The sequence below is a fragment of the Shewanella sp. MEBiC00475 genome, assembly GCF_005234075.1.
In the GTDB taxonomy this organism is placed as follows: domain Bacteria; phylum Pseudomonadota; class Gammaproteobacteria; order Enterobacterales; family Shewanellaceae; genus Shewanella; species Shewanella polaris.
Map to the genome: position 1 here is coordinate 1011037 of NZ_CP039928.1, position 13208 is coordinate 1024244.

At 40.4% G+C, this 13208-nt stretch carries 14 protein-coding genes; 2 read left to right on the forward strand and 12 right to left on the reverse strand.

All coding sequences use genetic code 11. The features are described 5' to 3' along the window. Window positions 1–152: 152 nt before the first annotated feature. The 4 genes from FCN25_RS04375 to rpoE all read right to left on the reverse strand — a co-directional run bounded on the left by FCN25_RS04375 (window position 153) and on the right by rpoE (window position 3007). Entirely contained in the window at window positions 153–623 is a 471-nt protein-coding gene (locus FCN25_RS04375; protein ID WP_175405925.1) for a SoxR reducing system RseC family protein, read from the reverse strand. Between the two features lie 205 nt (window positions 624–828). Next, a complete protein-coding gene (locus FCN25_RS04380; protein ID WP_137222323.1) occupies window positions 829–1761 on the reverse strand; it encodes a MucB/RseB C-terminal domain-containing protein in 933 nt (310 codons plus the stop codon). A 41-nt stretch (window positions 1762–1802) separates the two neighbouring features. Further along, window positions 1803–2402 (reverse strand): sigma-E factor negative regulatory protein, encoded by a 600-nt coding sequence (locus FCN25_RS04385; protein ID WP_137222325.1) that lies wholly within the window; start codon window positions 2400–2402, stop codon window positions 1803–1805. A gap of 26 nt (window positions 2403–2428) precedes the next feature. Beyond that, entirely contained in the window at window positions 2429–3007 is a 579-nt protein-coding gene (gene rpoE / locus FCN25_RS04390; protein WP_137222327.1) for an RNA polymerase sigma factor RpoE, read from the reverse strand. A 234-nt stretch (window positions 3008–3241) separates the two neighbouring features. On the opposite strand from rpoE, the gene nadB reads away from it, so the two are divergent. Then, a complete protein-coding gene (nadB, locus tag FCN25_RS04395; RefSeq protein WP_137222329.1) occupies window positions 3242–4858 on the forward strand; it encodes an L-aspartate oxidase in 1617 nt (538 codons plus the stop codon). A 34-nt stretch (window positions 4859–4892) separates the two neighbouring features. On the opposite strand, the gene FCN25_RS04400 is transcribed toward nadB, so the two are convergent. The 5 genes from FCN25_RS04400 to nhaA form a co-directional block, all read right to left on the reverse strand. Beyond that, window positions 4893–5363: a protein YgfX gene (locus FCN25_RS04400; protein WP_137222331.1), complete on the reverse strand. Its 471-nt coding sequence runs from the start codon at window positions 5361–5363 to the stop codon at window positions 4893–4895. After that, window positions 5344–5592, reverse strand: coding sequence for a succinate dehydrogenase assembly factor 2 (locus tag FCN25_RS04405; protein WP_137222333.1), 249 nt, complete (start codon window positions 5590–5592; stop codon window positions 5344–5346). The genes FCN25_RS04400 and FCN25_RS04405 overlap by 20 nt, the downstream gene beginning before the upstream one ends. Window positions 5593–5621: 29 nt before the next feature. Then, window positions 5622–6545 carry a transcriptional activator NhaR gene (nhaR, locus tag FCN25_RS04410; RefSeq protein ID WP_137222335.1) on the reverse strand — a complete coding sequence of 308 codons (924 nt, stop codon included), beginning with the start codon at window positions 6543–6545 and terminating at the stop codon, window positions 5622–5624. Between the two features lie 183 nt (window positions 6546–6728). After that, on the reverse strand, window positions 6729–7115 hold the full coding sequence (locus FCN25_RS04415) for a hypothetical protein (RefSeq protein WP_137222337.1): 387 nt from the start codon (window positions 7113–7115) through the stop codon (window positions 6729–6731). Next, window positions 7112–8287, reverse strand: coding sequence for a Na+/H+ antiporter NhaA (gene nhaA, locus FCN25_RS04420; protein WP_137222339.1), 1176 nt, complete (start codon window positions 8285–8287; stop codon window positions 7112–7114). The genes FCN25_RS04415 and nhaA overlap by 4 nt, the downstream gene beginning before the upstream one ends. A gap of 245 nt (window positions 8288–8532) precedes the next feature. Here nhaA and FCN25_RS04425 point away from each other — a divergent pair, with 245 nt between their 5' ends. Then, window positions 8533–9384 carry a thymidylate synthase gene (locus tag FCN25_RS04425; protein WP_137222341.1) on the forward strand — a complete coding sequence of 284 codons (852 nt, stop codon included), beginning with the start codon at window positions 8533–8535 and terminating at the stop codon, window positions 9382–9384. 59 nt (window positions 9385–9443) lie between these two features. On the opposite strand, the gene FCN25_RS04430 is transcribed toward FCN25_RS04425, so the two are convergent. The 3 genes from FCN25_RS04430 to rppH all read right to left on the reverse strand — a co-directional run bounded on the left by FCN25_RS04430 (window position 9444) and on the right by rppH (window position 13112). Further along, window positions 9444–10244, reverse strand: a complete 801-nt coding sequence (locus FCN25_RS04430; protein ID WP_137222343.1) for a sulfite exporter TauE/SafE family protein — start codon at window positions 10242–10244, stop codon at window positions 9444–9446. An 84-nt stretch (window positions 10245–10328) separates the two neighbouring features. Next, window positions 10329–12569 carry a phosphoenolpyruvate--protein phosphotransferase gene (gene ptsP / locus FCN25_RS04435; RefSeq protein ID WP_137222345.1) on the reverse strand — a complete coding sequence of 747 codons (2241 nt, stop codon included), beginning with the start codon at window positions 12567–12569 and terminating at the stop codon, window positions 10329–10331. 24 nt (window positions 12570–12593) lie between these two features. Next, window positions 12594–13112: an RNA pyrophosphohydrolase gene (rppH, locus tag FCN25_RS04440; RefSeq protein WP_137222347.1), complete on the reverse strand. Its 519-nt coding sequence runs from the start codon at window positions 13110–13112 to the stop codon at window positions 12594–12596. Window positions 13113–13208 lie beyond the last annotated feature (96 nt).

The following is a 13208-nucleotide window of genomic DNA, read 5'->3' on the forward strand; positions in this document are numbered from 1 at the left end:
TTTGCTACAATTATTGGTCTTAACGAGGTATTTTTGAGTCTATTTTAATAGGTTTACAGCAGTTTTTGGTTGATGCAAGGGACTATTTTGCGTCAATGAGTATCATAGAAATGCTTAAAAGAGTGTCTCACTGACCGCACTAAAAACAATAACTAATTTCTTGCTTGAATAATATCAATTTCTTGACCTAGATGGGCAATGATCACAGGTGTAGCATCTGCTTCAAGTTGAGTGGCAAAGTGTTTACCAATAAACCACGCAAACAATGTCCCAAATGCACCAAAAAACATTGCAAAACCATTGGTATTAAAACCTAATCCAGCTGCCAACATTTGCCCAACCATTGCAAATAAAAACAAGCCTATCAAGGGTAACAGATACACTAACGCCGCGGCTTTAATAATCACACTTTCTGGTAAGCCTATCTTAAGCATGTCACCAGAAAGGCAAGGTTTATCGCTCGGTAATGAAAAACGCTGAGTATGAACAGAAAAGGCTTTAGCAATAGTTGAAGTACCACAGTTTTCACTGCTGGCGCAGTGATTACAAGCACTTTTCAATTCAACTTCAACAGTTACCCAGCCTTGTTGATAATCAACCACTCGGGCAATTTCTTCCATCATTGAAGAAGTAGAAGACTCGTGAATGTGGTTATTCATTTAATAAACTCAACCTATAAATAATGACTTATTTTAGCATAATTCGCCACATTGGCTAAGTAAGTTTACCGCTAAGGTATATCACTTAACCTTCATATCTTTCACCAGAAACACGTAAGCCGTGGCACAATCACATTGCGTCACGGCTTACCTATCAATCAGCGATTGTTTATTTTAAGACTAAATTATTGGCAATTTTATCCAAGGTTTCAGAAGGTACCTTGCCAATGGCTACCACCTCAAGAGCACCCACTTGCACTACCACCATAGACAAACCATTACGGATCAGTAATTCATTTGGCATTGGATTTTCACCTGACCGACCAACATAAACAGAAATATTCGCTAATCCATCTGTTAATGCCACATATTCAACAGGCTCATGAATTCCAATCAAACGGTGATGATCGCGAACGACAACATCAAAACCTTGTGGCAACCAAGTAAATTGCCAGTTTTTACCATCTGTACGTTCGGCTTGGTTCATCACGGCTGGCCATTCTTGCTTCGCAGCTTCAACTAAAATAGAAGCGGGCTCAGTTAATTCAATCAGTTCGATGACCATGGTCTGTTCAAGTAATTGTTTGTCTTTGTTGAGGCTATCAAACCGTAATGGCAAATAAGTGTCCATATCAATCCACACTTGAGCATCATAACGATTGTCATCATTTGCCATTAAACGGATCATTTGGCCTGGACGTCCAGCAATACGAGCTCGACCACCTATAACAAATTGATAACCTTTTTCAAGCTGACTTAAATCACCAGATAAAGCTGCAGGCCAAACACCTTGAATACGAGGTGCAATGACACTATACGGCTGCTGGTCATGTTCTATAAACGTAACAGTATTTCCAACTCGTACCGCATTTTTGGGAGGGCCATTAAGGTATTCAAGTAAAGCAACTTCTTTATTGTCGACAATGCCATGAATATAAACAAGCGGACGAATATGATCGGCTTGTAATTGAATAATGGAGGTTTTAAATTGTTTATCGTGCATTGCTTGGCTCATATTGTTAAGCCAAGCTTTTGCTGATAAATCATCTTCAGCGTATGTCGAAAAAGATAACACTAACATTGCTAGCAGGATAAGACGCAAGCTAACTCCTAACATGATAAGACAAGATTTCTGTCAACGGATTATGGATTTACCGCAGCATCTTGCACACTATTTCCATCAACTGCAACACCTGGATTTAAGCGTTGTTGCAACATATGATCTTGAATATAAGCATTAATACGACGACGCTGCTCTATCACTTGTTCATTAGAATAGCTTTGCTGATTTTGCACTGCACCAGTTTGATAACTTACCGGAGACACACTGCCCACCAAAGGACGCGTCATTAATACAGGTAAAGGAGATTCTGCATCATTGGTTTGGTTAACGTTTTGCACTCCCACAATGGCTACCATAGCAACAGTTGCAGCAATAGCATATTGACCTAACTGCTTGAAAAATGGGACCACATTTGAACGTGGACTCGCTTGTTCTACAACTTGATTCGACTTAGATTGAGGTGCAATGATTGTCGGTTCAAGCTCAATCGCTGCTGAGATACTTGCAAAAAGGTCTAAGTCAATGGTTGCCGGCAACTCACCGCGCATTGCATCGCCTATCATATGATAGCGTTGCCATTCATCATGTGAATCAACGTCAGCAGAAAGTTGTGCCAATGTTTTATCATCGACTTCGCCATCAACTGCACCAGATACCCACTCTTGACTTGATTTAAGCATTATTCACCTGTCTAACGTTAAGGCTGTTACTTTTCCAGCAAAGGCTGGAGCTGTTTGTCGATTGCTTCACGAGCACGAAAGATACGCGATCTGACTGTGCCGACTGGGCAATCCATTATATTGGCAATATCTTCATAACTCATTCCTTCTAACTCTCTGAGCGATATTGCCATTTTTAACTCTTCAGGCAGAGTATCGAGCGTATCAAAGATCACCTTACTCATTTGATCTTTCATTAATAACCGCTCTGGTGATGCAAACTCTTTTAGTGCATCACTGCCGTCGTAATATTCTGCATCTTCTACATCAACGTCGTTTGCAGGAGCCCTGCGTCCTTGTGATGTAAGATGGTTTTTTGCAGTGTTTACTGCAATACGGTACAACCAAGTATAAAATGCACTTTCACCACGAAAATTAGCTAACGCTCTATATGCTTTAATAAAGGCTTCTTGTGTAACATCCGCCACATCCGCTTGATTGCGCACATATCGAGAAATCAAACTCATCACTTTATTTTGATACTTCAGCACTAACAGGTTAAATGCGTTTTTATCGCCTTGCTGTACTCGCTCAACTAATTGTTGATCACTATATTGTCCACTCATCCGAGCCGACTACTCCTAAATCTGTAATACTGATTTCTCAGTCGCTCGAATCCTGTTCATATAAGTAGACCTACTGATATGAAAAAAGTTCGATATTTAATTAAAAAAAGTTAATTAATTTTACCTACATACAAACCATCTAAGCAAAATCACAATAAAAATCGTTGTAAAAGTATCCTACCAAAGTAATTTGATCTACTATAATCAAACCACAAAGCCACACCATGATACCTGATGAAACAAGCAGTTGAACACCAATCTGACATTTTGGTCATCGGCAGCGGTGCTGCTGGACTAACTTTAGCACTACATCTTGCTGAAAAATCAAAAGTAATTCTTCTTTCCAAAGGCCCATTATCCGAAGGGTCGACATTATATGCTCAAGGTGGAATAGCCTCTGTATTCGATGAAGGCGACACTATAGAGTCACATGTCAACGATACCTTAATAGCTGGCGCTGGATTATGCGATAAATCTGTTGTGACATACACCGCAGAAAACGCCAAAAGTGCAATGCAATGGTTAATTAATTGCGGCGTCGCATTTGATAAAGAAGAAACATTAACTGGAGATGATAACAACAAGGCACCTTATCACCTTACTCGTGAAGGAGGCCACAGCCACCGACGCATTTTACACTCTGCAGATGCAACGGGCAAAGCCGTTCAAACCACATTACAAGAACGTGCACTCGCCCACCCCAATATACAAGTATTAGAACGTTATAACGCAATTGATTTAATTACGACGCGCAAATTGCATCGACCGGGTAACCGTGTCATTGGTGCTTATGTATGGAATCGCGATGCAGAACATGTTGAAACCATTAGAGCAAAATTTGTTGCACTTGCCACTGGCGGAAGTTCAAAAGTATACCAATATACTTCAAATCCAGATATTGCCAGCGGTGATGGTATCGCTATGGCGTGGCGTGCAGGTTGTCGAGTTGCCAATATGGAGTTCAATCAATTTCATCCAACGTGCTTATTTCATCCTAATGCCCGAAATTTCTTACTCTCTGAAGCACTTCGTGGTGAAGGGGCTTATTTACGTCGCCCTGACGGTAGTCGTTTTATGCTTGATTTTGATGAACGTGCAGAACTTGCTCCACGGGATATTGTCGCCCGCGCAATTGATTATGAAATGAAACGTTTAGGGGTAGACTGTGTCTATTTAGACATTAGCCATAAACCCGCAGACTTTATCATTAAACACTTCCCGACCATTTATCATCGTTGTCTAGAATTTGGTATTGATATTACTAAAGAGCCAATACCTTCTGTTCCAGCAGCTCACTACACTTGTGGCGGCGTGATGGCAGATCTTCATGGTCAAACTGATATTAATGGCTTATATGCCATTGGTGAAGTGGCTTATACTGGTTTACATGGTGCAAATAGATTAGCGAGTAATTCACTATTAGAGTGCTTAGTCTTTGCCCGTGCAGCATCACATGATATCGAAAGCCAACTGAACAAAATCGCTATGCCAGATCCATTGCCGGTATGGGATGAAAGCCAAGTAACCAATTCAGATGAAGAGGTTGTTATTGCCCATAATTGGCATGAACTACGTCTATTTATGTGGGATTACGTTGGTATCGTTCGCACAGACAAACGTCTAGAGCGTGCATTGAGACGATGCTTGATGCTACAACAAGAGATTGAAGAGTATTATTCAAACTTCCGGGTCAGTAATAATTTATTAGAACTGCGAAATTTGGTCCAAGTAGCAGAACTTATTATTCGCTGTGCCATGAAACGTAAGGAAAGTAGAGGTTTGCATTACAATCTTGATTATCCTGAACAAATCGACAATCCTAAACCAACCATTTTGCAGCCAAGTAATTAACCATTATCCAGCACATGGACAATAATCCATGCCATTAATGGCTTAATAAAAGACGACACAGATTACGATATGCTGTGTCGTCTAACATATCACGCCATACCAACAACAACTGTTTCTCACCCGTTTGCAACTGCAAATAAAGTAAACACAATAATGGGCTAATAAATGGCTTTTTAGTTAATCTGAATTTATTAGGCTCACTGTTGCCCGTCAATACTAATGTACCAGCACCGTTATTACCCAATGAAAACACACAATGCCAATGAGACAACCTGCGCCATCCCAATACAAATATGATGATCATGGTAATAAATAATATTGTTTGAACAATGTAGAATATAAAAGAAGGATAGTGAGGCCAAGCCAAGAAACTACTTGATACTATGGCCAGTGACATTAACCAAGCACCACGTTGTAATAACGAAGCACTCAATGCAAATTGTCGCATATGAGTGCTGGTATTGAGCAGAGAGTCAATCGAAGGACTAAGGAGCTGCTCTTCCACGAATTTTAACTATCATGTCAGCTAACAGTTGATCTTGGCATTGCTCATGCCCCATAAACCAAGCAAATAATTCAGGGTCTTCACACTCTAATAAACGAATAAAAGTGTTTTTATCATTATCTGTCATGACTTCGTATTGAGTTTCAATAAAAGGTTGCAACAACACATCGAGTTCTAACATTCCACGTCGGCATGCCCAACGTACACGAGCTATATTCATTAATTCCAACACAAATCTCCTGATGTCTATATCACAAGCTAACTTATACGGTTTTCAAAATCTTGTACTTGCTGATCTCGTCCAGCAAATAAATCTCCAAAATCAGTCGCTAATAAAGATTTTACCGCCGGATGTTGGATCATTCGCTCGGCGAACATTACATGATATTCTTCTTTAATATCGGTAGTTTCACCAAGTAATACCATCCCTTGCGACAGTATATCATGACGATAAATAGACGGTGCCACAAAAATACCTCTATTAAAATAACCGAATGCCTTCATCATTTCAGCATCGTCAAACTCTCCCAAAATACTAACATTAAGGTTTTTTTCAGCAAACCAACCATGCAATTGCTGTCCTAATGACGTCCGCTTACCCGGTATTAGTAATTTACGCTGCTCAAGACAGGCGGGAAATGGAAGTGGAATAGTTTCTGCCGAGAAAAAACTGACACCGCATTCGCCAAGCTTTTTCGATAATATCTCGGGATACTTCAACGAACCACCCGCACAATCAGATAAAATCATATCGAGCTTATGCTCTCGTAAACGTTCAATTAGACTTTCATGAGTTGATTCATAACACGCTAAGTGCACCGAACCATCATCGGGTATTACAGTTAATAAGACCCGGCTAACCAGTGCCTTAGACAAAGCGTCAGCAATACCAACTTCAAATAACAACGAATTTTCTTTCTGATAATTGAGTAAATCGAGCATTTCATAGCTAAGACTGAACATCTTATCGGCATAACGAAAGACTAATTCGCCTAGTTCAGTTGCTTCCAAGTTACGCCCGACACGCTTAAAAACAGCTCCTTTCAATCTTTGTTCCAATGAGCGAATCTGACCAGTAATAGTCTGAGGAGCAAGGCATAATACTTCAGAGGCTTTAGTCACTGAGCCTTTTTTTTGTACCATCCAAAAATAATATAAATGGTTATAATTTAAATGCTGCATATCAATCATAAACCTAACAAAATTCACTCACACTACTATAGCAAATAAACCGCTACTTCTATTACTCATTAATCTATACCAATCAACGACAATATTAGCTCAGCATAGTTAGTTCACTATATTGATTAGCCAAGATTAACCATAAAAAACGCAGCCAAACGGCTGCGTTAATAAATAACCTGATTATCTACTCAAGCGGCAATCCATTAAACTAGTGATCACTGACTCAAGCTCATCACTGTTCTTGACATTGTTTAACGATACCTGCTCTGTGAGTGCTGATACAATTTCAGATTTCACCGGTATATGACTAGAACAATAATTCAAATTCGCCGTTTGATAACGTTTTCCAGCTCGGTATTTTAGTGCTCTTGACTCGTAATCGTTAGGATCAATTCTTTTCTTTGCCAAATCATCCCGATACATTAATGCACCATCTACCACACCTTCTAGATAACTTTGGCAAGTCGGGGAATCAGATGATTCGAGACAAACATTAAATGATTCAGCCGATACAGGAATAACAAAACTGCTCAGTAGTATTCCAAAGGTTAATTTATTCAATTTCATGATTTTACTCCATTTTCAGGCAGTACCTTGGCTAACCAAAAGTAACCAATCACAGCCGCAAATAACGATCCTGTTAAAATACCTAGTCTTGCATAATCACCAAATGCAGCGGGTGAGTTTTCAAATGCTAACGAAGCAATAAACACCGACATGGTAAAGCCAATACCACACATAACAGCAACCGGTATGATATGCCTCCAGCCAATGCCTGGTGGTAATTCAGCTAGCTTCAGTTTTACCGCTAAATAACTAAATAGCAGCACTCCAATAGGCTTACCTAACAACAGACCCATGATAATACCCAGGGTGATAGGTTCAGCAAATGTATCAAATGACATATTGGTTAATGACAAACCTGCATTCGCAAACGCAAATACCGGCAGGATCATAAAAGCACTCCACGGGTGTAGCTTATGTTCTAAGTGCTCCGACGGTGAAGAACCATCTTTTGCTCTAAGTGGAATACAAAATGCGATAATCACTCCGGCCAATGTCGCATGTACTCCAGACTTCAATACTGCAACCCACAAAACAAAACCGAGTAAACCGTAAGGCAAGATTGAACTGACTCCTTTCCTGTTCAGTGCGACCATCAGCACGATTGATACCGCGGCAATAACCAAACTAAGCATAGATAAATCAGTGCTGTAAAACAGAGCAATAATGACAATGACTCCTAGATCGTCAATAATCGCCAGAGCTAACAAAAACACTTTTAACGCAACGGGCACACGACTACCGAGCAGTGCCATAATACCTAGCGCAAAGGCGATATCAGTAGCTGCAGGGATGGCCCAGCCGATCTGAGTTTCTGGGTTTGAGTAATTAAATGCTAAGTAGAATAATGCCGGAAATACCATACCACCAATTGCAGCAAAACTGGGCAATGATGCCTTAGCTACGCTCGACAGAGCACCTTCAAGTAATTCGCGCTTTACTTCTAAACCGATTAATAAAAAGAATAATGCCATCAAGCCATCATTGATCCACAGTAAAAGCGGTTTATCGATATCAAGATCACCTACTCTAACCTGCACTTCTGTGCTTAAGAAATCTTGATATACACCCGCTAACGGTGAATTGGCTAAAATCATCGCCAATGCGACAGCAACGATTAATAAAATACCGCCCGCAGACTCTTGGCTTAAGAAGTTTTTAATTGCACGTTCCATATAACACTCCTAAAAAACAGTAACCTAAGTCTATCTGAATCATTGAAACAATAATAATCGATTGTTTCTTGATATTAACTCGGTATTTCCGAGGTATCAAATTTCTACAAGACTTCTTTATATTTTTATTCCAGTCATGCTGACATTGTTAAACATAGCGTAGATTAAGCCATAACCTACAGATTAGTCGGTGTAAATTAATCATCGTTTGGGTATAATCTATAAAAGTAAAAAGGATTAAACAGATGAAACAATATCTAGATTTGTGCCAGCGTATTGTCGATGAAGGCGAATGGGTTAATAATGCACGAACAAACAAAAAGTGCCTAACTGTCATTAATGCCGATTTAGTTTATGACGTTGCCAATAATCGATTTCCACTCGTCACCACGCGTAAAAGCTTTTGGAAATCTGCCATTGCAGAAGTGCTGGGTTATTTACGTGGCTATCAAAATGCTGCTGATTTTAGGGCATTAGGCACTAAAACGTGGGATGCCAATGCCAATGAAAACCAAGCCTGGCTAGATAACCCAAACCGCAAAGGGCCGGACGATATGGGGCTTATTTATGGCGCATTAGGACGTGCATTTCCAAAACCCGATGGTGGCCATGTCGATTTACTGCAACAAATTGTAGATGACCTCAGCAACGGTATTGATAACCGCGGTGAGATTTTAACATTTTATCACCCAGGTGCATTTGACCTAGGTTGCTTACGTCCTTGTATGTACGAACACCATTTTTCGTTGCTTGGAGATACCTTGTACCTAAACAGTACACAACGCAGTTGTGATGTTCCATTAGGATTAAATTTCAACATGGTACAAGTGTATGTCTTACTCGCGCTAATGGCTCAAATTACTGGTCATAAACCCGGTAAGGCATACCATAAAATTGTTAATGGCCATATATATGAAGATCAACTTGCACCAATGCGCGATATTCAACTAAAACGGGAACCCTTTGCATCCCCCAAGTTGATTATTAACCCCAAGATTAAAACATTAAAAGACATTGAAACCTGGGTAACGTTGGAAGATTTTAGTGTTGAAGATTATCAACATCACGACGCGATCAAATACCCTTTCGCTGTTTAATTCATTAACCAAAACGCCTTTGTTTACATTGATAAAGGCGTTTTTATAGCGGATAAGGATTAACTCAATAGTAATTTGACCCCGACTACGACAAGTAAACCTGCAAAGATTTTTTTCAATATCGGTGTAGGCCAAGTACTGGCAGCTTTTACACCGATTGGCGCGCACAACATTGAACTAATAATAATTCCAATTAAGGCCGGTAAGTAAATAAACCCAACCGATCCCTCCGGTAAATTCGGCACATCATAACCAGCAATAATATAGCCTACCGTACCAGAGACCGCGATAAGCATCCCCGTTGCCGATGAAAACCCCACTGCTTGGCGCATTTGTAATCCGCAATAGCACAGGAATGGCACCAGTAATACACCACCACCAATCCCCATTAAGCCAGCTATTAACGCTATGGCTGAAGAGACGAGAAACAAGACGCCAAAACTGGGCATGCTGCCACCCGTTTTAACCTTAAACGGAAACGCCATTTGGAAAGCCATCAACACTACAAAAATCGCAAACGCCTGTTGTAAATCATCTGATGCGATTTGTTCAGACACAAATGCCGATGCCAATGAACCGATAACAATCCCGGGGAAAATAGGCTTAAACAACTTCCAAGGAATATTGCCGCGTTTATGATGAGCACTTGCCGAAGACATAGAAGTTAAAATAATTGACGCCAATGATGTAGCAATTGCAACCTGAGTGATTTGTGACGAGCCAATGCCCACTGAAGGTAAAATGTATAATAATGCCGGTACAATAATTAAACCGCCGCCAATACCCAACAATCCAGCTAAAAAACCCACCACTGAACCTAATAAAAGACAAATGACAAAGACTTGTATCAAACTATCCACGATAACATCCTTATATGGCATTTGACTGAAATAAACCATAGTGAAACAGCGCCAAGAGTTATCACCAAAGATTCAATTGTATTGTTAATCTACATTAATTAACTCTAACAAATTATGTGACCGTAAAAAGTGTGCTAATAATCCTCGAACTTGGTCACCGTTTGACTGCTGTAAAATAGAGCTCAACAACTCAGTCAATTGTTGCTTCGATACTCGTCTAAGTAAAAAATTGATTCTAGCTAAACTACCTTGGTTCATGCTGAGTTTGTTATAGCCCATTGCCACAAGTAGTAACGCACCATAAGGCTCACCAGCAAGTTCACCACAAACACTGACATCTAAGTCATACAGTTTACATTCGTCAACGGCTCGTTTAAGCGCTCGTAAAATACCTGGGTGATAGCTATCAAATAATGAACTCACACTAGGGTTATTTCGATCGACAGCCAATAAATATTGGGTTAAATCATTACTCCCCACCGATACAAAATCGACTCGTTTAGCCACATCTTGCAACTGATACAATAATGCCGGCACTTCGAGCATTACTCCAATTTTAGGCCTAACCAAAATAACATTTAATTCTTTTTTTAGTTCTGAAAATGCTTGTTCTAAATATTTTAATGTTTGATCTATTTCATCAAGATTACTCACCATTGGCAGTAAAATTTGCAATTGATTACCATTACCAGCAGCTTGTAACATCGCGCGTAATTGCACTAGAAATAATTCGGGATGGTCCAGGGATAAACGTATGCCGCGCCAACCTAAAAACGGATTGTCTTCTTTAATCGGAAAATACGGCAGCGGTTTATCACCGCCTACATCCAAAGTACGCATCACAACAGGCCTATCACCTGCCGCACTTAATACTTGTCGATATACATCAATTTGCTCACTTTCACTCGGAAAACGTTGGTGCAACATAAAAGGAATTTCGGTTCGATATAAACCTATACCATCAGCACCTTCAGCAATTTCAGAGGCTATACCACTAAGCAGTCCAGCATTAAGGTATAAATGTATCCGCTTACCATCTGTGGTTATAGAGGGTAAACTCAACTCTGCAGAAAATTGCTTTTGTTTTTCAACATCAGCATCAATCAATAATTGATATTCTTCAATTACTGCTGGCGATGGTGACACCAGCAACTGGCCACGATTCGCATTCAACACCAAAAGTTTTTGATCGATGTCTATTGATAGAACATTATCAACACCAATAATTGCAGGCACACCCAAAGCGCGCGCTAAAATAGCCGCATGGGCATTAACCCCTCCACGTTCAGTGACAATACCAGCCAACTTTTGCCGAGGAAACTCAGCCAATAAAGTGGCATCCACTTCTTTTGCGACTAAAATAATGGGTTTTTCAGGCTCTAACTCTAACCGGCCAGGTTCTATCAGTTGGCGAAGTAGCTTTTGCCCCAATTCGCGAATATCACTAGCTCGCTCCTTTAGATAAGGGTCTTCCATTGCCAAAAACTGTTCGATATAACGTAATGACACCCGGCTTACCGCGGACTCAGCCTGCCAACCTAAAGCCACTTCTCTGATGTATTCACCACCAAGGCTAGAATCATCCAACAATAATTGAAATGCGATAAAAATAGAGGCAACATCTGCAGATTTTTCACGTTCAAAACGTTGTGAGATTGAAGACAACATGTCTTTACAACGATTCACAGCCAATTTTAAGCGCTGAGTTTCAACATCTATATCAGTACAGATTACCTCAGCTTGCTCCAGTGAAATAACACCACCTAAAACCAGGCCATGAGCAATAGCAATACCACTGGAGGCTTTCACACCACTGAAAACCACTTGCTGTTGCACATTTGTAACGGCCGCTTTGTGTTTCAAGCTGCGCACAACCACTGCGAGTTGAGCGGCTAGAGTCATTAGGAAGGCTTCTTCATTTTCACTGAACTGTCGGGATTCAGGCTGTTGAACAACAATGACACCAACGACTTGTTTTTGAAAAATGATCGGCACAGCTAAAAATGCACGATATTCTTCTTCTGCAGCTTCGGGGAATAATTTAAAACGAGGATGAAGACGAGCATCGGCAAGGTTAATGGCTTCTTCCCGTTCTGCCACTAAGCCCACCAAACCTTGAGATAATGGCATACTGACACGACCAACTGCAGACTTTTTAAGCCCTTCTGTGGCCGACAATACTAAATGTTGCTGCTCAAGGATATAAATAGAACAGCAATGGGTAGCCATCGCTAATCGAGTTTGTGAGACTAAAATATTTAATGCGCTCTCGAGGCTGTTGGATCTCGCAACAGCTTGAGTGATATCCCTGAGCATATTTAACACTGTTTCAATCCTCTTTGAAATCAGTTAACTCCGTTGTTTGCCTCGTTTCTTACTAAACTCGCGCGTTTGCAGCGCTAATGTCGTCGATGCGAACTCTTTCATTACCTTTCTATATACATCGCGTTTAAAAGACACTACCTGACGAACAGGATACCAATAACTAACCCAACGCCAATCATCAAACTCGGGATGTCCGGACGAATTGAGGTTAATGCTATTTTCGTGACCTTTTAATTGTAGTAAAAACCATTTCTGTTTTTGGCCAATGCAAACAGGTTTGCTTTCTTGGCGAACCAAACGCTTAGGTAAACGATAACGTAACCAAGAACGTGTGGACGTTAAAATTTGAACATGCTCAGGTCTAAGCCCCACTTCTTCGTAGAGTTCTCGATACATAGCTTCTTCCGCAGATTCGCCATCATCTAACCCACCTTGTGGAAACTGCCATGAATGTTGACCAAAACGTCTGGCCCACATAACCTGCCCAAATTTATTACAGATAATGATGCCCACATTTGCGCGAAAGCCGTCGCTATCAATCACATGGACTCCAAAAATTACTAAATTTTATATCGTCTGATTGTTTCACAAAGCATGCCTATCAGCAAACCTCTATTTACTACGAATAATTGAATAACA